This window comes from Siminovitchia terrae, from assembly GCF_003605405.2.
GTDB lineage: Bacteria > Bacillota > Bacilli > Bacillales > Bacillaceae_C > Siminovitchia > Siminovitchia terrae.
Genome location: NZ_QYTW02000034.1, coordinates 16,743 through 38,388, shown reverse-complemented (window position 1 = coordinate 38,388; position 21,646 = coordinate 16,743). Strand labels below are relative to the sequence as shown.

Annotated in this window: 21 protein-coding genes; 7 read left to right on the top strand and 14 right to left on the bottom strand. The window is 41.6% G+C overall.

Features of this window, described 5'->3' with window-relative positions; translation table 11 throughout:
* Nucleotides 1-423: 423 nt before the first annotated feature.
* Nucleotides 424-1,011 (bottom strand): glycerol-3-phosphate responsive antiterminator, encoded by a 588-nt coding sequence (locus D5F11_RS22735; protein ID WP_120118480.1) that lies wholly within the window; start codon nt 1,009-1,011, stop codon nt 424-426.
* Between the two features lie 206 nt (nt 1,012-1,217).
* On the opposite strand from D5F11_RS22735, the gene D5F11_RS22730 reads away from it, so the two are divergent.
* Complete coding sequence (locus D5F11_RS22730) at nt 1,218-1,748, top strand: hypothetical protein (RefSeq protein WP_120118479.1); 531 nt, start codon at nt 1,218-1,220, stop codon at nt 1,746-1,748.
* Between the two features lie 76 nt (nt 1,749-1,824).
* Here D5F11_RS22730 and D5F11_RS22725 read toward each other — a convergent pair whose 3' ends face one another.
* On the bottom strand, nt 1,825-2,721 hold the full coding sequence (locus D5F11_RS22725) for a DUF4349 domain-containing protein (RefSeq protein WP_120118478.1): 897 nt from the start codon (nt 2,719-2,721) through the stop codon (nt 1,825-1,827).
* Nucleotides 2,722-2,775: 54 nt separating this feature from the next.
* On the bottom strand, nt 2,776-3,486 hold the full coding sequence (locus D5F11_RS22720; protein ID WP_120118477.1) for a YfjL-like protein: 711 nt from the start codon (nt 3,484-3,486) through the stop codon (nt 2,776-2,778).
* A gap of 567 nt (nt 3,487-4,053) precedes the next feature.
* Here D5F11_RS22720 and D5F11_RS22710 point away from each other — a divergent pair.
* A complete protein-coding gene (locus D5F11_RS22710) occupies nt 4,054-4,917 on the top strand; it encodes an EamA family transporter (protein ID WP_120118476.1) in 864 nt (287 codons plus the stop codon).
* Nucleotides 4,918-5,021: 104 nt separating this feature from the next.
* Here the strand turns inward: D5F11_RS22710 and D5F11_RS22705 are convergent, their stop codons facing one another.
* Together D5F11_RS22705 and D5F11_RS22700 are read right to left on the bottom strand one after the other, a co-directional pair.
* A complete protein-coding gene (locus tag D5F11_RS22705) occupies nt 5,022-5,222 on the bottom strand; it encodes a cold-shock protein (protein WP_120118475.1) in 201 nt (66 codons plus the stop codon).
* Nucleotides 5,223-5,601: 379 nt separating this feature from the next.
* Complete coding sequence (locus D5F11_RS22700) at nt 5,602-6,153, bottom strand: hypothetical protein (protein ID WP_120118474.1); 552 nt, start codon at nt 6,151-6,153, stop codon at nt 5,602-5,604.
* 413 nt (nt 6,154-6,566) lie between these two features.
* On the opposite strand from D5F11_RS22700, the gene D5F11_RS22695 reads away from it, so the two are divergent.
* Nucleotides 6,567-7,433 (top strand): YitT family protein, encoded by an 867-nt coding sequence (locus D5F11_RS22695; protein WP_373316017.1) that lies wholly within the window; start codon nt 6,567-6,569, stop codon nt 7,431-7,433.
* A gap of 5 nt (nt 7,434-7,438) precedes the next feature.
* On the opposite strand, the gene D5F11_RS22690 is transcribed toward D5F11_RS22695, so the two are convergent.
* Nucleotides 7,439-7,624, bottom strand: coding sequence for a hypothetical protein (locus tag D5F11_RS22690; protein WP_126646663.1), 186 nt, complete (start codon nt 7,622-7,624; stop codon nt 7,439-7,441).
* 597 nt (nt 7,625-8,221) lie between these two features.
* Here D5F11_RS22690 and D5F11_RS22685 point away from each other — a divergent pair.
* Together D5F11_RS22685 and D5F11_RS22680 are read left to right on the top strand one after the other, a co-directional pair.
* Nucleotides 8,222-10,543, top strand: a complete 2,322-nt coding sequence (locus D5F11_RS22685; protein ID WP_120118473.1) for a glycerophosphodiester phosphodiesterase family protein — start codon at nt 8,222-8,224, stop codon at nt 10,541-10,543.
* 209 nt (nt 10,544-10,752) lie between these two features.
* Nucleotides 10,753-11,064 (top strand): hypothetical protein, encoded by a 312-nt coding sequence (locus D5F11_RS22680; RefSeq protein WP_120118472.1) that lies wholly within the window; start codon nt 10,753-10,755, stop codon nt 11,062-11,064.
* Between the two features lie 191 nt (nt 11,065-11,255).
* Here D5F11_RS22680 and D5F11_RS22675 read toward each other — a convergent pair whose 3' ends face one another.
* The 8 genes from D5F11_RS22675 to D5F11_RS26965 form a co-directional block, all read right to left on the bottom strand.
* Nucleotides 11,256-11,450: a hypothetical protein gene (locus D5F11_RS22675; protein ID WP_120118471.1), complete on the bottom strand. Its 195-nt coding sequence runs from the start codon at nt 11,448-11,450 to the stop codon at nt 11,256-11,258.
* 24 nt (nt 11,451-11,474) lie between these two features.
* Nucleotides 11,475-13,154, bottom strand: coding sequence for a hydantoinase B/oxoprolinase family protein (locus D5F11_RS22670; protein ID WP_120118470.1), 1,680 nt, complete (start codon nt 13,152-13,154; stop codon nt 11,475-11,477).
* Nucleotides 13,155-13,167: 13 nt separating this feature from the next.
* Nucleotides 13,168-15,201, bottom strand: a complete 2,034-nt coding sequence (locus tag D5F11_RS22665) for a hydantoinase/oxoprolinase family protein (protein ID WP_120118469.1) — start codon at nt 15,199-15,201, stop codon at nt 13,168-13,170.
* Nucleotides 15,202-15,433: 232 nt separating this feature from the next.
* A complete protein-coding gene (locus D5F11_RS22660) occupies nt 15,434-15,673 on the bottom strand; it encodes a hypothetical protein (protein ID WP_120118468.1) in 240 nt (79 codons plus the stop codon).
* 25 nt (nt 15,674-15,698) lie between these two features.
* Nucleotides 15,699-16,703, bottom strand: a complete 1,005-nt coding sequence (locus D5F11_RS22655; protein WP_120118467.1) for a DMT family transporter — start codon at nt 16,701-16,703, stop codon at nt 15,699-15,701.
* Nucleotides 16,684-17,013: a hypothetical protein gene (locus D5F11_RS22650; RefSeq protein ID WP_120118466.1), complete on the bottom strand. Its 330-nt coding sequence runs from the start codon at nt 17,011-17,013 to the stop codon at nt 16,684-16,686. Before D5F11_RS22650 ends, D5F11_RS22655 begins: the two co-directional genes overlap by 20 nt.
* Before the next feature lie 349 nt (nt 17,014-17,362).
* The gene (locus D5F11_RS22645; protein WP_244862164.1) at nt 17,363-18,046 is read right to left on the bottom strand and encodes a FadR/GntR family transcriptional regulator; all 684 of its coding nucleotides are present in this window, start codon (nt 18,044-18,046) and stop codon (nt 17,363-17,365) included.
* Nucleotides 18,047-18,112: 66 nt separating this feature from the next.
* Nucleotides 18,113-18,268: a hypothetical protein gene (locus D5F11_RS26965; protein ID WP_185830870.1), complete on the bottom strand. Its 156-nt coding sequence runs from the start codon at nt 18,266-18,268 to the stop codon at nt 18,113-18,115.
* Between the two features lie 574 nt (nt 18,269-18,842).
* On the opposite strand from D5F11_RS26965, the gene D5F11_RS22640 reads away from it, so the two are divergent.
* Nucleotides 18,843-19,232 carry a N,N-dimethylformamidase alpha subunit family protein gene (locus D5F11_RS22640; RefSeq protein ID WP_120118464.1) on the top strand — a complete coding sequence of 130 codons (390 nt, stop codon included), beginning with the start codon at nt 18,843-18,845 and terminating at the stop codon, nt 19,230-19,232.
* Nucleotides 19,232-21,526 (top strand): N,N-dimethylformamidase beta subunit family domain-containing protein, encoded by a 2,295-nt coding sequence (locus D5F11_RS22635; protein WP_120118463.1) that lies wholly within the window; start codon nt 19,232-19,234, stop codon nt 21,524-21,526. Before D5F11_RS22640 ends, D5F11_RS22635 begins: the two co-directional genes overlap by 1 nt.
* Nucleotides 21,527-21,646: the final 120 nt, after the last annotated feature.

The window sequence follows — 21,646 nt, the reverse complement described above, 5'->3', positions numbered from 1 at the left end:
CTAGAGCTGTTATGACGCTTTTTAAAACCCCCTTAAGAAAAGCGCATGCGCCTTGGTCAGTGTGGGCAGGCTCAGAACGCGACTTCCTGTACGTCGGCCGCCTCAAGCTACCACGTCCTGTGGCTTCGGTGGCACTAGTACTTCCTGTACGTCGGCCGCCTCAAGACGCCACATCCTGTGGCTTCGGTGGCACTAGCACGTCCTGTGCGTCGCATCTGGATAAAGAAAAACCTTCCTTTGAATAAAATTTTCCATAGCAAGTTATACTTTCTTTACTCACCAGCCAAAAAGAGACCACAAATATACTGTTCTTAAACAACAGATATTTGCGGCCTCTCTATTCGCGCCTGTTTGCTATTTACTTTTCGATTATCAATATACCGATCTATTATTTAGTTCTTATGAATTGAATGTAAAGATTTCTTAAAGATGATTGAAATCCAATTTCCACAGCTTTGTATTGGATGTGGTCACTGCTGCCGCTCCACGTTCCAAGGCTTCCTTTGCATGCTCGGCTGTTGCCAGCAACCCTCCCGTAATGACAGGAACCGGGGAAACCTCCGACAATTTTTCCAGGAAATCGGGAGCTCTGCTGGGCATGATTTCAATGATATCCGACTGTAAATGCTCCAGGCTGTTCAGCAAATGATCATAAACCTCCGTGTCAATCAGAAACACCCTTTGAATGACGAACATTCCCTTTGATTTAGCCCGTTTAATGATGCTGGATTTCGTAGTGACAATGGCAAACGGCTTAACATAATCAACTATGATATCAATCCCATGCTGATCTACCTGCAATCCGCCAATCTTCTCCACATGCAAAATAACTGGGAGCCCTTCACTTTGAAGCACATCCACATACTGTTTCACATTCAAAATAGTCCCTGTCATTAAGATGACAGCCGAAATATGATCTTTATACTTGATTGCCTTTTCAATAGATCTGGGCTCTTTAATAGCGGCAATTAATTTATGTTTTTTCAGCCTTTCTTCAAAAACTTTTATCATATTTGAGCGACTCCTCTTGTTGATTGATTGATAATACGTCTTATATCAAGTGTACTTCATGGAGTCAAGTATGTTTCAGAACCCTTAAAAGGGTACTCAACACAATTTTAATCCACTTTCCGAAAAGATATTGCCTCCGACTTTGTTATTTTGTAACCTTGTTTTATGGCAAACGAGACAGTTGATGAGAAACGGTGGTGTTTCAATTGATTAAAATGATTAAACAGTTGGATGATGAAATTTTGTATTGGGAAGTTTGGCAAGACGGCAAGACTCTTATCCTGCACTACGGTACTGTTGGAGATACTGGAGAAACGGAAGAAAAGAAGCTGCCCTTATTGAAAAAGGCAGAAAAAGTCATGGATGAACTCTCTAAAGAGAAATTAAATGAAGGCTTTGATTATTTGGATGAAGATGGACTAATCGAACTGGTTATCCAATACAGCTACAAAGAGAGCGATATGGAATCAACACTTGAAAAAAGACATGATGTTGAAGATTTGATGAACGAATGCTTAGGCTGGACTGGGAATGGCTATTGTGACGGTGGAGATATTGGCAGTGGAACAGCCAACATTTTCAACTATGTTATAGATGTGGAAAAGGCTGCGCAGACAATCATGGAAGAATTAAAGGATAATGCTCTATTGGAAGATGCAAAAATTGCCTACTCTAATCCGGAAGATGAAGAATATATTGTTCTGTATCCCCAAGGAGCAGAATTCAATTTGATGTAATGGAGCGTTGAAATATTAGGGCAGCAGCCAATCCATCTTTCACTGGAAGCAGCTGTTGCCCATTAACTTGGATGATTCACTCCTTTAGCTTCCTTCGCTTTCTTTTCACCAGATAGAAAATCCCCACTCCAATTAACACTAAAAGAAGAATGACAGGCAGATTCCCTACAAAGAACACAACCATTCCTGATGCTGCAGCAAGCAAAAAGTTGAGACTGACAGCCAGCTGCTTCTTCGTTTTTTCCCATGTATCCAGGTCACCATCGCCTACTCCCGGTACAACGACTTTGCTTTCCTGCATGGAGATTTCCACGGTCGAAAAGGCAGTTTGATTTTCAAGGTATTTCACTTTCCCCACAAGGACCTCTATTTCCTCCTGCACTTTCGCCAAGTCGCTGGATATTTTTAATAAGTCCTCGGTCTTTTGTGCTTCTTTCATAAAACTAAGAAGCCTTTCCTCTACCGCCCGCTTCGATTTCAAGCGGGATTCCAAATCCACGTATTCCTCCGTCACGTCCTGCCCCGAAACATTTCTGCCCATAACTTCAGCAACTTCATCTTCCGTATCATTCAAAAACGCCTGAAATTGTTTTTCGGGAACTCGGACGATGACGTTTCCGCTTTTCATTTCATTTTCATCACGATATTCGTTAGACTCGACGATATAGCCGCCGTATTCCTTCACTTTCTTCTCAATATTCTGCTGGGCTTTATCTAGACTCTTCACCCGAACCTCCAAGTTTGCCCGGTGAATGATCATGCGGTCACTTGTGTTAACCTGATCATCCTTCGTTTCTTCAACAGTAGACTGGTCTTCCTCGTCAAGAACGGCAATTTCATTTGAGTCGGCAGCCTTATCCATCTGAGCCATATCATTCATTGACTTTGATTCCTCCGAATCACTCGAGCTGCACGCCCCCAAAAAGATAAGAAAAAAGGCAGCAAGCAGACCTTTGAAGCACCTCTTACTCATAACACTGATCCCCCTTTCTACATTAGACGGTTCAACGTGAAAAAAATTACAATTTTAGTCGTCCAAAGTCATATCCGTCTCCATATCATATTTGCTTACCGAACAGGATTTCTTTGCCTGCTGGACAGATTTGATTTCAGCTTCTTCCTTTGACGGACAAGTTACGAAAGTTTCGATGCCTTCCTTCTTATTGATAAAGTCGAACGAAGAATCAATTGCTGGTGAGAGAGCTTGTATTTTTTCAATCAGAGTGGCCAGCTGTTGCCATTGATCATCATTTTCTGAAAAAGACATTCCTATTTCAATACGGACCCCCAACATGGCCTCAGTTTCATCGAAACGAGGAATCTCCGGCCCTTTTACGATATCCAAGCTTTCATAAGTGACATAATTCGTATCAACCGATGCGGCAGAATAAATGTCCTTGACAATCGGCTTTACCGCCTCTTTTAATTGGCGGGCCCACAAAATTTCAGGATAATTATCAACATATGTATACTCTGCAAAGCCTTCCTCAGCGTGAAACTCAAGCTTCGGCTTCGCTTCAGGATAAAACCACGCCCCATAGCTCCCGTCTTTAAAATTATAAAAAGACTCTTTCAAGATAAAATCCTGTTCATATTTTTCCTCCAAATAGCTTTCCAGTTTCCCTGCCACCGCCTTTTCCTTCCATGGCAAGCCGTAAAAGGCACTGATGAGCCAAGCTGCGAGACCTGTGACTATAACCACAGGTAAAGCAATTAACAACTTTTTTCCAATCTTCATATAATTCCCCTTTTAATAGCTCTTCTTTTTTTATAGTATATATGAAAAGAGCAGAGGAAGAACTTCATATATTTTAGATTAATCAAAAGCCGGGGGTGAATACAATTCAAAAAGCAGGAAAAGTTTTGGGGATATTAAGTGGGGCGGCAAGTATATCCTTATGGATTGTACTAAATTTTTTTAATCCTTATTCTAATATGAATGGGATTGAAACGGTCGTAACCTCATTTCTTATGCTATTGCTACCCGCCTGCTTAGCAATCCTTTCCTCATTAACATCTAAGCAATCTCTTATGCCAATTGCATTTATATGGTCATTGCCGTTCAGTTTATATTTAGTCTTTACGCCGGGAATTTTTGCTTTGTTTGGAGTTACTAGTGTGGCTTATTTGGGGTGTTTTATATTCATGAAATCCAATCTCGGACGTAGACAATCACTATCATGACTGGGGCAATTGTGCCACTTGCAATTATGAAGGTGTCTCAATTAGAACTCGGCATTCCTTTACGATATAGAATGAGTACCTGTTGCAAAAAAGTTCCTGACGAAAGCGAGGTTGACTGCATTTGTCTTTATTAGCCTTTATCACAATTCTTATTTCGGCATTCATGCATGCCACTTGGAATTATTTGGCGAAACAATCAGAGGGCGGATTTATTTTTGTTTGGCTTTATATGGCTGTCAGCACTATCGTTTACCTTCCGTTTGTTATAGGTTTCTTTTTTATAAGCGAGGTACATTTTGGTTGGATGGAATTTGTATTTATCTTTGGGAGTGCCATTGTACATATGGCCTATGCCTTAACACTACAAAAGGGGTATAGAGTAGGTGATCTTTCCATTGTGTATCCGTTAGCTCGAGGTTCTGCTCCCATGCTTATTGCAGTTGCAGCTTTTTTTCTCTTTGAAGAAAGACTCTCCATCATAGGAATGATCGGAATCAGCTTCATTGTTCTAAGCATTTTTATTTTAACAGGGGACCTACGCCGCTTTAAGCAGAATAATAGTGGAAAAGCAGTTTTCTACGGATTGTTGACCGGTTTGCTAATCTCTTTCTATACCCTGCTGGATAAGGGAGCTGTTAGTTTTATTCTTATATCTCCATTACTATTAAACTATGGTTCCATCCTAGGCCAGTTTCTGTTAATGACTCCTTTGGCTCTTAAAGAGAAGGAAAAAGTGAAGAAAGAATGGGACATGAATAAAAAGAAGGCAATCGGAGTGGGAATTTTAAGCCCGCTGGCTTATATTCTGGTGTTGATAACGATGCAATTTACACCCGTGAGCCATGTAGCTCCTGTTCGGGAGATTAGTATTTTAATCGGAACAGTCCTGGGAACCAAAGTACTGACAGAGGGAATGGGAGTAAGGAGGCCAGCTGCCGCAGTCATCATGGTCATTGGAATCATATCCGTGGCTCTCAGCAATTGAATGAGGGGTCAGACCCCCTTTACTTGCTTAAAGGGGGTCTGACCCCTCCACAAAATTGTGCACAAAAAAACAGCCCCTGCTTCCAGGGGCTGTCATTGGCTTCATTAAGCCTTTTGAACGTTTGTAGCTTGTGGACCACGCTGTCCTTGTTCTACGTCAAAAGTTACCTTTTGACCTTCGTCTAAAGATTTGAAACCTTCGCCTTGAATCGCTGAGAAATGAACGAATACGTCTTCTCCTGCTTCGCGCTCGATGAATCCAAAACCTTTGTCTGCATTAAACCACTTAACTGTACCTTGTTCCATAATTGTTGCCTCCTGGTGCGGTTATCCGCACAATGTGTTACTATCCTTGCTCAAATACCTTAGACGAAAATCAAAATCACTTCTCAATCTGAAAGAGCAAAAATAACTCCTCTTAAGGATAACAAATGTGTCTTAAAATAGCAAATTTTTCGACCGTGCTCTGTGAAAGTTTATCATTAACTCCGCCAATGTCAGAAACCTGGTTAGAACTATAATGACCAATATAGCATAGGGTCACCCAAAAAAACAACGCAGAATCCAATTCCTCCGATTTCTTTAATCGATTATTAGTATTCTTCCATGATCTTCCTGCTATTCATCCTGCCAATTGATTTTGGGGCTTGAAAAAGCCCCAGTTAACAACATTATGTAACATTGATCACTCATAACTGATTTCAGGAATTTCCCCAAATGCTTCTTCTGCATTCATTTCCGTTGCAATTTCATCTGTGCCCGGATGATAAAAATAAAAAGCCCCCATCCGTTCCCCGACCGCCGCCATATAAATCATTTTTGTTCCATCGCTCAACTGAGCGTCACTCAAAGCAAGTGCCCGAGATTTATCATCCAATACCTCTGGATTTAAGAAAAATAACTTCGTTACTGCAGCAAATTGTTCTTCTTTCGTCACCGCTAACTGATTTGGTTCATCATAAATGCGGTTCATCACTTCTACGTACTTGGGGTTATTTGCCAACTCCGGATGAATATAGCTTTCATCATTTTGATTTTCCGGATCAGTGTTTGTTTCTTCCTCTTCTGCAGCACTTCCCTCTTCTTTCTCCGGTTTAGAGACTTCTTCTTTCTTAGACTCGGATTCTTTTTCAACAACCTCCTCTTTTGGAGTTGAAACTGGGTCACCCGCTCCTTTGTTGCAGGCCGCTGTCAGCATGACAAGTGCACAAAGAAAAATGTACGCAAAATATTTCATTTTAACTTTTCCCCCTTCAGTTTTATTTAATAGACAAGAGTCCCTTCAAATACCCAAGAGGTAATTCTACCATAAAAATTAGAGGGATCCTGTTCATTCATAATCTGCTTCTGGATCAATGATAGCCAACATCCAGCTTAACCTGTAAGCTTATCCATTCCATTTTGTGGACAAAATGAAAATAGTCCATCTTGTCACTAATCCAAACGCAACACTCTTTAAATGGAAAACAAAGAGGCTATAAGGTAAACGAAACTGCAAAAAAGTGGTTAATGAAAATTAAGTCCCGCAAGCCTCATGTCAAAAAGCTCTTCTTGACTTGATTTTTTCTCACTTCTCAAACCTTTCCAGCTTTTCTCCATTCTATGTTAAGATGGCAATGGTATTTTTTAAAGAAAGGACTGAATACAATTTTGAAGCTCACACCCCAGACAAAATTGATTATAGAATATCTTTCCATCATTTTTGGCGCCGCTTTGGTCGGTTTAGCCTATAATATTTTTTTCCTGCCGGCCAGACTGGCAGCAGGCGGAGTATCCGGTATCAGTACAATTCTTTATGAGTTGTATCAATATAATCCCGCCTATGTGCAATGGCTCATAAATATTCCAGTCTTTTTCATCGGTCTTATGCTTCTTGGCAAAGATTTCAGCTTAAAGACGCTAGTGGGAACTTTCTTCGTTCCGTTCACCATTTGGATCAGTTCCGACATCCCTTTTACGATTGATAATCCTTTACTGGCAGCAATTTATGGGGGAATCCTTCTGGGCATTGGTCTTGGCATAGTTTATCGTGGAAAAGGATCGACCGGAGGTCTGGCGACTGTCGCGCAAATCGTAAAAAAATTCACAGGCCTGTCCAGTGGCTACTCGCAGTTAATTGTCGATGGGCTAGTTGTCATCACTTCTGCGTTCGTCTTTAACCTTGAACTTGCTCTATATGCGATGATGGCCATTTATGTGACAAGCAAAGTGATCGACTTTGTTCAATTGCAAACTTCACCTTCAAAACTAGTGCTCATCATCACAGAGCAGGAAGAAAAGATTCAGACGATCATTAAGGAAGAAATTGACAGGGGCCTGACAAAAATCCGCTCAATCGGCGGTTTCTCCAATCAGGAAAAAACAATGATCTTTTGCGTTGTTGAACAGCAGGAAGCCGTTTATTTGAAAAAAGTACTGCAGGAACAGGAACCCGCTTCCTTCGTCGTCTTCCTCAACGCATCCGAAATTCTTGGAAGAGGCTTTTCCTTATCCAAATTTCACGAAACTGCAAGGTGAATATGTTAAACCCGATGATCCGAACGGAGTTGCCCTCGGGTCACGGGCATTCTATCAAATTCGCCTTGGCGTATTTGCGCCAAGATTTTATTGAGCTCCGCTCGATAAATTTCCTCTGAACATCTGTGGCATCCGCCGGAGGCTTTAACTTTATTCAGCCTGGATTTGAACCCCCACTGAATGAATACCAATATGCTTTCATCTCACCACTTACAGAAGTGGGAGATTTCTGCTGAATGAAGTTAATGGATGATCCAAACTTCAACGCTATGCAATCCTCTCTTCCTCTATGAAGGCCTTAGGCTAAAGCAATAGCCGCAGCTCCCGCTAATCCTGTGATCAGCCTGTAAACTGTGCATATTCTTCGATTACGTAATCACTCCATCCAAACCGCCGATTAGAGTTTAGCAGCCCAGACAATGCAATGCCCCTCCCTCCAATTCCACCGATGACAGCTATGACAAATTTGCCTCTTTCTTCTTATCTTTGATAGGAGCTTCTGTCCCCCTCAACATACCTTCATTCTTTTTCTTCCAAACCTTAATAGTAATCTATCGTAACTCTATGTTCATAATGCATGATGAGTGACAAAATATTACAAAATTCACTCGTTTAGCCCTATGCAATATTTAGTCCAAGCTGCTCACACCTTAGCCAAAAAGAACTACCTTTGTAAAATTACAGTAAATCTATTGTAAATATTTGTATATTTGTCTATCTGGAAAATTATTAATGCTATATACTACTAATCGATTGTGATTAGAATTTTTTTATGAGGAGGAATTGGAATGAAGAACAAGAAACACATGAAACTAGCCATCACCACAATCATCATGTTTATCACTGCTGCAAGCTTTACCTTCAACCCCGGCAATACCGCCCATGCAGAACAGCCGGTATTGGTTGAAGAGAATTTTGATCAGGTGGATGGCGGTTTGCCAAATGGATGGAAAACCATTGAAGGACAAGCCAAAGTCGAGAATGGAAAATTAAAGTTAACCTCACCTTCTTCTTCAGCACCAGCTAGAGTAGTTGTACCCCTCCCCGATAAAAATGAAAACATTGTTTTTGAAGCTGATATGACATTTGACTCCGCAGTCGACGACACTCGTTGGGCATCCTTAATGTATAGAGTTCAATCTGAAAACTATCCATACTACCAATTTGCAATTCGAAGAGGAACAACCGCATTAAATGGGGTTGAATTTGCTGAGCGCAACGCTCAAAACCAATGGTTTGTCCCGGAAGCAACATTCTTTACGGAAAAATTTGAGTACAAAAAGCCGTACCGGATCAAAATCATCGTTAGCAAAAACCGGGTACAGCAATTTATTAATAACAAACTTGTCATCAATTCAGACCAGGCAACAAATTGGACCAACGGCGACATCGGCTTTCAAGCAAACGGATCTACTGTCCTTTTTGACAACGTGAAGGTGTCGACATTCGACCAGGACCTGCCGCCAGTTGATAACTCAGGCGCCTTCCTTCCTGGAGAAACTGAAACAAATATTATTAATGCTCCAACATTGATCGGCAGCTCTCTTCCAGAAGCGGCCAATTCAAATACAGCATCCGTCCTCCTGAAAGTTGAACGGAATGGCTCCGGAAAGTTAATGACAAACGATCAGCCGCTTTCAGAAGTACTGTCATCCGTTCAAAATAAACACATTCCAATCCTGCAAATCGAACAAAAGGGGATTGAGGAAGACGTTGTTACTATTCTAAATGAAACACAGACAACAGACGTACATATCGTCTCTTCAAACCCGGCAATAGTAAAAGAAATCACAACGCTGATGCCAACAGCTCGCGGCGGAATCGTATATACCAAAAATTCTTTTAACAAACATGACCTTAATCAACTCGTCCGTACTGTCCATTCAAGCAATGCCAAAGTTGCACTCATCCCGCAAAAAGTACTCACGTTAGAAACTGTTCACTATTTGCACACAAGAATGGTGGCGGTGTGGGGTCTGGGAGCCGAAACAGAGGATGCTGCCCATGAGCTTATCCATACAGGAGTGGATGGAATCATCACGAACAATCCGGCTGCCACTGTTGAGTCACTGGGGAAATATCCAGAAAATACAATCGTTCAGCGGCCAATCGTTGCAGCACATAGGGGAGTTCCGTCTATGGCACCGGAAAATACAATGGCTGGTTACCAACTCGCCTACGATTTAGGTGCGGATCAAATTGAAACAGACTTGCAGCTTACTAAAGATGGATACCTTGTCATCATGCATGATACCACCGTAGACCGGACAACAAATGGGAAAGGAGCGGTTAGCAGTCTCACATTGGAAGAAATCCGCCAGCTTGACGCTGGAATCAAGTTCGGCGAAGAATTCGCTGGTGAAAAGGTTCCAACCTTCCGGGAGTTTTTACAAGCATTCAAAGGGAAAGATGTTATCCTTCTCGTTGAATTAAAAGATGAAGGCATTGAGGAGCAAGTGATGAGAGAAATCCAGGAAGAGGGCATGATTGACCAAGTCGTACTTCAAAGCTTCAATCTTGGCAGTATGGTGAAAAGCTATGAATTGAATCCTGAAATTCCGATTGGATATCTCTACTCTGCGGGAGTCCCAGAAGCACAAAGTGCCAAAATCCAAAATGCAAAAAAGATGATGAACTATGGAACAACTCATAACGTTACACTGAATGCAAGCTACGGGAGCACCTACAAGGAATTCATCCAATACATGCGACAACGCGGCATGCTGACGATGCATTGGACCTTCCGCGACGAGGAGCCGTTCCGTGATAAACTGGCACAAGGACTGATCGGACCCATCACCGACTACATGCAATGGCTCACAGATTCACCGATCAGCCTGGAAACACCAATCAAGAAAGTCAATCTTAAACCGGGTAAAACATCTACCGTTCGTGCAAAAGCTTTCGTAGACTACCGTACTGCAAAAAAAGAAAACATCGCATCAGAATTGTTCGTAGCAGAGAATACCGATGTGGTTAAAGTCAATGGCAATACGATCGAAGCCGTCTCCCCTGGAACGGCCCAAGTCTTCGTGAAACATACCTTCTCCATGTTGGGACAGGAATGGAATGTTGTCGGTGAACCAATTGAAGTTCATGTAAGGAAATAAAACTTCTAAACTACAGAAAAATCCGGAACGAGACAGTGTTTTCGTTCCGGTTTTCATATTATGGAGATTATTTTCTTCCCACATAGATGGTATCGATTCGCTGTTAATTTTCCCCTTTTAATTTGCAACGATAAAAATCTGAAATTTGAATCTTTAATACGCACCCAACCGTACTATATAATAAACGGCCTTAGAAGGGTGGTGTTTTTTTGAACAATCATTCAGCAGCTCAAAAGAAACATGGTCTGATCAGCTATTTTGCCTTGTTGATTGGCATCATCTGCTTTTTCATTGTTTTTGTTACGCCAACTAGAATCGCTAATGTCGGAAACCTGGTTGGAGATTATATCACCTTTGTACTGACAGGTGTAGGCATGGTACTCTCTGCTATAGCTTTGTTTAAAAAAACGGAGAAAAATACAATCCCTGTGATCTCTTTAATATTATCGTCATCGTTCTTCATCTTTTGGATTATAACCATTATCCTGTTGTTCACTGGACAAATTGATTTTGCGCCATAAAAAAACGCCATACTAATGTACCTGTAAATATTTGGCATGTCATATGATTTCGAAATCAATAATGCTTTAGCGAAAAAACTAAACTTGGAAGTAAAAAAATAGCAGGAAGAACAATAATATAAAAATAGCACGATTGAACTCTTTCAAAAAAAGCAAGAGCCCCTCAGCCCTTGCTTTTATCAAACCTTATATTAATTTGACTCTACCAACGCTTCCTGCTTAATCTTTTCTCTCTTCTTTTCCCATTCTACGCACCAGTCGGAACAATACAGCGCAGGTTCTTCTTTTATGTTTACTTGTTCTATACGTTCCTCATATACCAGCTTTCCGCATACAGAACATTTCTCATATTTTTCGACATAGTAACCGTTACTTGAAAATTTCATGAGAACAGTCCTTTCCTAAAATATTTAATAGATTGTCTCTGCTACCTCTTTAGATATAAATCCATCCAGTACATCTTCCCTGATCATGTCTCTATCCCTTTCTTTCGGTGAACCATAGCCACCACCGCCCGGTGTGACGATTTTGACTCTGTCTCCTCGTCTTATCGGAATATTGGAGAACTTACTGGACGAAACCTTTCCATAGCCCTCGACAACGTCTTTCCAATCTTCATCGCCATTTTTCTGAACCAATGTGGCTCCAAATCCGCCTTCTTTTCCTTCAAATAATCCATAAGGAGCAATATGATGTCGATCTGTCATTTGGCTGATTGTGATTAAATCGGCATTACATTTTAGTATTTTCTCTGCACCCAAGCCTCCGCGATATTTTCCTGCACCACCAGAATCTTGATTTAGATGAAACGATTCTACGAGCCAAGGAAATCTAGTTTCAAACACTTCAACAGGTGTTGTTCGGCAGTTTCCATTGATCGAGTCAACCATATCATTTCCGTCGGCATATGGACGGGCTCCCCAGCCAACCGCTTCCAAATCATAACAAACATAATATTCCTCATAGTCATCATGATACCCGCCAAAAACAAAATTGAGATGAGTACCGCCCTCGCAGGCAATGACTTTTTCCGGAACGGCTTTAGAGAATGCTCCAAGCACGGCAAATGCAATCCTAGGATGAGTTTCTGTATTTCCTCCTACTTCCGGTGCAGGGTAATCAACGTTTACCACTGTTCCTGGAGGCGCCACTACTTTGATGGGCCTGAAGCAACCGGAGTTTTTGGGAATAGAAGCATCCGTCAAGTTTAGCATCGCATTGTAGGCTGCTGACACGGATACTCCATATGTTGCATTGATAGGACCTCTGGCTTGCGGGGAAGTCCCCTCATAATCGATAATGACTTCCTCGTCTTCAACATACACATTTGCTTTTATCGTAAAAACTTTATCCTCAATTCCATCATTTTCAACATAGTCCTCAAATTGAAATAAACCATTTGGAATTTCTTTGATTTCTGCACGCATCCGGCGTTCAGAGTAATCCATTAAATCATCTACTGTTTTCATGAAAAAGTCTTTTCCATATTTAAGAATTAACCCTTTTAATCTCTCTTCACCGAGATCAGCGGCACTGATAAGAGCCCTTAAATCTCCAAAGTTATACCTTGGTGTTCTCACGTTTGCGAGCATGATTTTCCATACTTCTTCGTTATCTTTTCCTTCTTTGACGATCTTGACAGGAGGAAGCCTAAGTCCTTCTTGGAAAATTTCAGTAGCCTCTCCAGCGAATCCTCCCGGAGTCATTCCCCCGACTTCGGCCAGATGTCCAATGGCAACCGCATAAGCCACCACTTCACCGTCAATAAAAATGGGTTTGAAAACTGTGTGCTCCGGAAGATGCAGCCCGCCTCTGTATGGATCATTGTGAAGGATTACATCACCCGGATTCATTTCCGATGATGGGATCTCTTTTATACAGTTTTCTATCAAAGTCGGCATTCCGCCAATCATTGCCGGGCAGTAATCTGCAACGGCGATAAGTTCGCCTTTCGCATTGGCGAGCCCGCAGGTAAAGTCCAACGCTTCATTGAAAATCGTTGAATACGATGTCTTCATAAGTGTAATACCCATCTCACGACAGACTGATACCATTGAAGAGTTAATAATATTAACTGATACTACATCCATATTGTTTACACTCCTATCTTTTTTCGATATGCATATTTCCAAAAGAATCAACCGTTAACTTATGCTGTGGACCTACTATTGTGGATGAGGCATTCTCCTCAATAATTGCCGGTCCAACAATTTCATGGCCGTCTAAAAGAGTTTCCCGATCATAAATAGTCGTCATAAGAGACTCTCTATCAAAACGAACCATTCTCTCATCTTTTGGCACAGCTTGGCTTCCGTTTGCTCTATCGATTTTTTTAGCAGCAGGTTTGTCCGTTTCACTGATAATCGTTACTTTAAATGTAACGACTTCCATCACTTCTCCATCAATCTTGAAACCAAATCGCTCCTCGTGCATGGAATGGAATGTATTCCATATGGTTTGGACGTTTTCTTCATTGATTTCTTCTTCGTTAAAAGGAATATCCAACTCATAGTTCTGGCCAAGATAGCGCATTTCAATCGATGTGATGATGTTGTAGTTATCCGTATAACCCTGTGAAGATAAATCCTCTAAACCTGCTTTCTTCAGCTGCTGGAAAACTTCATTAGCTCTGGCAATATCGAATTTTTTAGAGGTCATTTGAACAGTGCGCTGGAGATCGACACGGGCATCTGAATACATAAAACCAACAGCGGAAAACTGTCCAGGATGCATAGGGATCAAAGCTCTTGGAATCTCTGCTATCTCCATGAGATCACTTGCATGCAACGGACCTGCTCCGCCAAAGTTCATCAATGTGAAATCCCTTGGATCATGCCCTTCCTCTACCAATACCATTCTTAGTGCCCCCACCATACTGTTGTTGGCAATTTTAATAATGGAATCGGCTGTCTCTTCAGCTGACATATTCAGCTTTTTGCCCAATCTCTCTAAGGCTTGGTAAGCCGCATCATAATCAATCTCCATTGATCCGCCTAGGAAGTTATCCGGGCTTAATCTTCCTAGAATAAGATTGGCATCTGTCACTGTTGGATTTTCTCCACCTCTTCCATAACATACAGGTCCAGGATCAGCTCCCGCACTTTCCGGTCCTACGTTAAGCATGCCGCCATTATCAATCCAAGCTATACTTCCGCCGCCTGCACCAATCGTTCTGATATCAATCATCGGCACCTGAATCGGAATACCCCATTCAATTTCAAAATTGGTTGTCAGTTCTTCGTTTCCATTTTTAATAATAGCGACATCTGTACTGGTGCCGCCCATATCTAAAGTAACGAGATGGCCAATGTTGCATTGTTCCGCAATCCTCTTTGCTCCTACAACTCCGCCTGTAGGACCTGAGACAGCAGTATTGATCGGAGCTTTTCTAGTAGCAGACAAAGTCATAATGCCGCCATTGGACTTCATAATACCCACATTTTTTGTGATATTCTTCTCTTGAAAGCGTTCACCTAATTGGTCTAAATAAGAAGAAACAATTGGTTTAATATAAGCATCAGCGATGACAGTGCTTCCTCTCTCATACTCTTTCCATTTCGGTAGAACATCATAAGAAATGGAAATCGGCATGCCAGGCAAGAATTCCTCTAGTAGGCTTCTTAACTTTTCTTCATGTTTAGGGTCTACATAAGAATAGAGTGTACTAATGGCTACTGCATCGATGTTTCCTCTCTCTTTAATTTGCTCCGCCACTTGTTTTACTTCTTCCACATCAATTTCGGCTAATGTCTCCCCTTTATGTGTTAGACGCTCACTGATTTCAAAGCAATTTCGCCGCTTCACAAGCGGTTTAGGCTTGATCCAGCTTAAATCATAATGTGACTTTCTATTTGCTCTCTGAATAAAAGGGACATCTTTGAAGCCCTTAGTGGTAATATAAGCAATCTCTGCTCCTTTTCTTTCTAAAATCGCATTGGTTGCAATCGTTGTACCATGTCGGATTTGATCAATCTCTTCTACATTTTCAAATTCGCTTAAACCAGTTAATACCCCATTTATTGGGTGGCCAGGTGTTGTCAGGTTCTTCCAAACCTTCATTTCCCTCGTTTCTGGATCAAACGAAACAAAATCCGTAAATGTACCACCTACATCTATACCACTAATATAATTACTCATTGATGTTCCTCCCTTATAAAAACTGATGATGTAATCAAATGCGCCTTGGCGTATTTGCCCCCAGATTTTATCGAGCTTAAGCTCGATACATTTCCTCTGGAAATCTGTGGCATCCGCCTGACGCTTTGACTTTATTCAGCCGGGGTTTGAACCCCCACTGAATAGAATACCAATAGGCATTCATCTCACCACTTACAGAAGTGGGAGACTTCTGCTGAATGAATTTAAATGATTAATGCTTCCGATAGAATTTATCAAAAAGCAATGAAACATAAATCAGTGATAATAATACGATGGATGTGAAAACCCATTTCCAGCCATCTGAAGCTGAGCCTAGAGGTTCCCACCAACCATTGGCAATAATGATAAGAAACGGGACAACAAAGACCATTGAGGCTAAGATAACTCCGACAGCCAGATACTTATGCTCGCTTTTTGTAATCTTTATATATTCATCTTTTAATTGGTCCACATTTGTAACCCCTTTCAAAATAGAGTCAACTTCGCACTTTCGCTATCAATTCGGCTGGCCTTAAAAGCATAACTCCTATTCCAAGGAACAAGATTAAACTTCCAAGCATTAAAGAAGTACTCCAGTTGCCGCCATAAACGGTCATCGAAAGGAAAGTTGTCCAGACAAAGCCTGTGCTCGCAAGCAAACCTCCTCCGACAGTCCCAGCCGTGTTAATACCGATGTACAATGAGACAATCATATAAGTTCCCCATGCTCCTCCTGTAACAGCAGCATACGCCCACCATTTTGGATCTTGCAGCATAACACTAGCAATATCTGTAAACTTTGGCATAATAACAAAGTTTATGATGACAGCACCAACTAATGCCCAGCCTGCTCGCCAGAAAAGCGAACTTTCTTCAGGCATCATATCTGACCCTGCAGCAATAGCAAAGCTTTCAATTCCATATACAATCGCGGCCAACAGTCCCATTCCAGCACCGATTAAAATGGCAGTAGATGAAACACCTGCAGGAGCAGCCAGCGCCATCCCGCCTGAAGCGACCCAAATGCCTATGACAATAAATGCAATTCCAATTAAAGTCCATTTCTGCATGATCTTTTCTCTATATACGATAGAGGTGACGACAGCTCCCCAAAAACCAAACAACCCTGCTAACGGACCTGCAATGGCTCCTCCTACTATTGCGGAAGATGCAAAAAACAGGAAATCTCCCATCATGCCAGTCATAGCCATAAAAACGCCATACCAGGAGATTTTCGATCTGAATACCCTGAAATTATCTTTGGCAGTGCCCACTATAAATGAATAGATAAAGATCGTAAGGACTCCAAACATATATTCAAAGAATTGAAAGGTCATAGGACCTGTAGGATAAGCCATGTCAAATGGGTGCAGCGCACCAGCCATTCCTGCGAAGCCAAATGCCAAACCTAGCATAGGTGCTCCAAGAGCAGCATAGACCATTCCGATGCGAACCTTCCGGGATTCTTGAAGAAGCTTAATATCATTTAGCGACTGGTTCATGCTTCACCTCTCCTTTCCCGACGTCCAATCCGAGTTCCTTTATTATCTTAAGAGGTGAAAGCTGATAATCTACAAATTCCCTGTGGCGTTCTTGAAGTTTATATTTTCTAAAAACGGTTTCTCCATATACCTCTGCATCGACTTCATCAGTCCAGCTTTTATTGTGCAATTCAAGGAGGATGGATCTTAATTTACTTAATGCCCGAGGGTTATAGTGCCCCTTCAATTTCTCATAAATTTCATATTCCCAAACCCCATCCTCAGAAGCATACAAAACAGAATATAAAGCAAACTTTAAAGGTGGTTTCACTTTTTATCCCTCCAAAATCAAATTCGCCTTGGCGTATTTGCGCCCAGATTTTATCGAGTTCCGCTTGATAAGTTCCTCTGAAAATCTGTGGCATCCGCCGGAGGCTTTCACTTTATTCAGCCGGGGTTTACCTCCCCACTGAATACCTCAACACTTACAGAAGTGGGAGACTTCTGCTGAATGAAGTTAAAGGTTCATAATGATATTGAGCCATTTAGCACAAATAATACCTGTAATCAATGCGAAGATGATACTCATGATTGCTGGGATACCTGGGTGAAATTTCGGGAGTTTTTTCTCCACAGAAAATTCCTCCTTTCATTGGGATAACAACAAGCTACTGCTATTGTTACCTCACCTCCTTAAAGTTAATGTTTTTACTCCTCAAAAAATCTACTTCCTCTCTAAACAATTCCATATGCTCTGTCATCGTTTTCATAGCCAAATCCTGATCTCTGGTTTTTAATGCTTCAATCATCACCCAATGCTGCTTCTGCGCCTTACTAATAATATCCAGAAAATTACTTGTATACTTAGTCAACGAAAACGGGGATTCCTCAGTCATTTCAAAAAAGGAATGAACTAAAGCCGCAAATATACAATTTTGAGAAGCATCAGCCAATGCCTTATGAAATTTCAAATCACACTCTAAAAAACCGCTTACATCTATCACTTGATCCATTTCTTTGCATATTTCGATCAGAGTATCTATATCTTTCGGAGTTGCCTTCAAGACCGCTTTAGAGATGACCGATAATTCCAGCTCCTCTCTCACCTCTAAAATCTCTTCTATAGTAGAATCATATTTTTGGGCAACTCTCTTAAAAGACTCTGTTAAAATATCTTCATTGTAAGAGGTGATAAAGGCGCCCTTTCCAGGAGTGATTTTAATCAACCCCTTTTCCTTGAGAACTGTTAAGGCTTGTCTAACTCCATGCCTACTGATCTCATAAGTTCGCGTCAATTCTCTCTCCGAGGGTAATTTATCCCCTTCTTTCAGATCCCCATCGTTTATCTTTTTTTCAATATCCACAATAACGCTGTTAAAAAGACTGCTACCGCCGTTCATATTATCACCTATTTAAATCATTTTATTTTTTTAAAAATCAAATGCGCCTTGGCATATTTGCGCCCAGATTTTATCGAGCCCCGCTCGATAAATTCCCTCTAAAAATCTGTGGCATCCACCGGAGGCTTTGACTTTATTCAGCGGGGGTTTGAACCCCCACTGAATGGAATACCAATAGGCATTCATCTCACCACTTACAGAAGTGGGAGACTTCTGCTGAATGAAGTTAATCTGCTTCCAGTTTATTGGTAACGCTTGCAATCAAATGAAATATTTTAGTGGTGAAACTGGTGGAACCAGTTCAACCGAATGTAGGATTAATATACTATAACCTTTTTATACTTTCAATACTTTTTTTGTTTTTTATTTTATAAATTTATCAACCACATAAAATTTTCAATTAACTCATTGCCTAAAACCCTTAAATCTTTTGAAAAATTTAAGGAGGGATCAGGAGATATCATACTCCTCACCCCTCCAACTATCCTCTTTAAACACCTAGATTAGCTGCCTGTTCTCACACTAATAGCAACCTTTCTTTCCCTTCGAATACATTCACGAAAAGATAATACGGAATGACATATTACCAACAGATATTTCATGTTTATACTTCTTTCTCTATCGAATTAAGGAAGAAAGCTTAACTTTATGGAAAAACAGGTAAATATGACAAGTAAAATAGAGAACGATAAATGACTAAAATACATAAAACGCATGATAAAATCTAAATTGTTGGAATTTTCAAAGGGGAGGTTTTTGAATGATTGTCAATGAACAAGCACAGAAAGTGTATTTGGAGAAGGACAAGTTTATCCTCGAAAACAACATCAAGCCGCTAATCACCGAGGAATTAATTGAGGAACACCGACGTACGCCCGTTGGCAAACACAGTGCCCACCTGCTCAAAGTCCTCAATTACCTTCGGAGGCATCATGAAGAAATTGAAGGAAAATATTTAATCATAAACCTGGAGCCTCATAAAAAATGGTGTCTGGGCCGTCATCCCGGAGGAAGAGGGATACATTATGAAGTTTACGATGATGAAACCTACGATAGCCGTGAGGCTGCCGAGCATGCACTCTTTTTAAAACGTTTGAAAAAATTTGGCCTGTTGGATGTAGACTTAAATGTTAAAGGGGGACATGCCTAATGGCTATTAACGGTTATACAGATAAAATGAGTGTCCAACCCGGACAGAATGTAAAGTTTATGGTGAATAGCGAAAACGGAAAATATCGTACAGAAATAGTTCGGTTGATTCATGGGGATACCGACCCGGAAGGCCCCGGTTTAAAAGTAGAAAAAGTAAATGCCAAAGTAAATAAAGATTATGATGGCAAAAAACAAGAAATCTATATGGGGTCTTACATAAAATTCGATAATCCCCCCGCCTTGCAAAGCCTTGAGAGCTTTTCATTGCAGGCGATGATCATGTCAACCACGCCAGACCTCGGAGAGCAAGCGCTTCTTTCTAAGTGGGACCCTAAGGAAAACAAAGGGTACGGGCTATTTATTGATAAAGAAGGCTGCATTTCTCTATGGATTGGAGACAAAAATGGAAACGTGGAAAATATCAGTACAGGTAAACCGCTAATGTATGGGGTATGGTTCTTTGTGGGTGCCTCCTTCGACGCAGAAAGCGGGAAAGCAACCGTTTTTCAAGAAGCGAGAGTGACAAAAACAAACGGAAAATTTTCACTTGCCTATGGAATTGAGGAGCACAATGCAAGCATTGAAAAGGAAATAAACATCGAACCAAATGCAGACAATGGTGCCCCTTTCACTATCGCTAGCTTGATAGATAAACAGGACGATGGGAAATTCAAAGCTATCAAACGCTTTAACGGTAAAATCGACAGACCTAGAGTGGCGAGTACAGCGCTGACGAAAGAAAAAATGGAAACATGGATTGAAAATCCTTCCGGCGCCAGCATTGCGGCTGCCTGGGATTTTTCAAAAGGAATTTCCAAAAAGGGCTTTGATGATATTAGAAGAGTCTTTGACACTTCGCCTAATCAGATCCACGGGGAAACCGTCAACATGCCGACACGTGCGGTGACAGGATATAACTGGACTTCCGAGGAGCATAAATTTGTCCATGCCCCGGAACAATACGGAGCGATCCACTTCCACGACGATGATTTGACAGATGCAGGCTGGGATGTGGATTTTGAATGGACCATTCCTGAAGATCTGCCAAGCGGTGTATACGCAGCACATGTAGTATCAGGTGATGATGAGGACTATATCACATTCTTCGTCAGACCGAAAAAAGGAAAGCCGACAGCAAAGGCAGTTCTGATCCTGCCAACAGCAAGCTATCTGGCCTATGCAAATAACAGGTTCCAGGATGTCCCATTGGCGCAAGTCATGTTTGGAAGGGCACCAGTTGTCCAACAAGATGACATGTACCTCGGAGAGCACGCCGAATATGGACTATCCACATACGATTTCCATAACGACGGAACGGGCGTCTGCTTCTCCTCTAGCCTGCGTCCGATTTTGAACATGAGGCCAAAATACCGGCATACACTGTCTCCGTCATTGTGGCAGTTTAATGCGGACCTCCATTTGGTCGATTGGCTTACCGAAAAAGGGTTCAAATTCGATGTGGTGACGGATCAAGATGTACATTTTGAAGGGGCAGATCTGCTAAACCAGTATAATGTTGCCTTAACAGGATCCCATCCTGAATATTATTCCGGACCGATGATGGATGCCATAGAGGATTTCCAGGCCAGCGGTGGACGCTTTATGTATATGGGCTCCAACGGATTTTACTGGATCGTTACGTTTGACCCCAATAACCCGAGCATTATGGAAGTTCGGAAAAACTTCGGGAACAACGCATGGAAAGCATGGCCGGGCGAAGTGCATTTGAGTTTGACTGGAGAATTCGGTACCATCTGGAAACACAGAGGTCGAGCTCCGCAAAAAATCGGCGGCACAGGCTATGTAGCTCAGGGATTTGAAATATCCTCCTACTTCCGCCGGACGGAAGACAGCCATCACCCAAGCGTCTCCTGGATCTTTGAAGGCATTGAAGATGAGAAGATTGGTGACTTCGGCCTAGTTGGGGGCGGAGCTGCAGGACTAGAACTGGATATCTATGACAATGAACTGGGTACACCGCCGCATGCCGTCATCATCGCCTCTTCGGAAGACCATTCGAGCGTCTATATGCCGGTAGCCGAAGAATTGTATTTTAATGTTCCTGGCATGGCTGGGGATGAAAATCCAAGAGTAAGAGCGGACATGGTCTACTATCCGACACCAAACGGAGGCGCAGTATTCTCCACCAGTTCCATCTCTTACTGCGGCAGTTTGTCCCATAACAACTATGACAACAACATCTCGAAACTCACAGAAAATGTATTGAAGAAATTTATCTCAGATGAGCCTTTGCCAATGAGCACGAAGCGTGAAAAAGTAGAGTTTATATAAAAAGAAGCCCAGAAAATCAGATTTTGCTGATTTTCTGGGCTGTTTAATTTTCCATAAGAGTATGTCTTTGTGTAAAAGTCATTTATCAATCTACCAAGCAGCGAGAACAACTTGAATCTT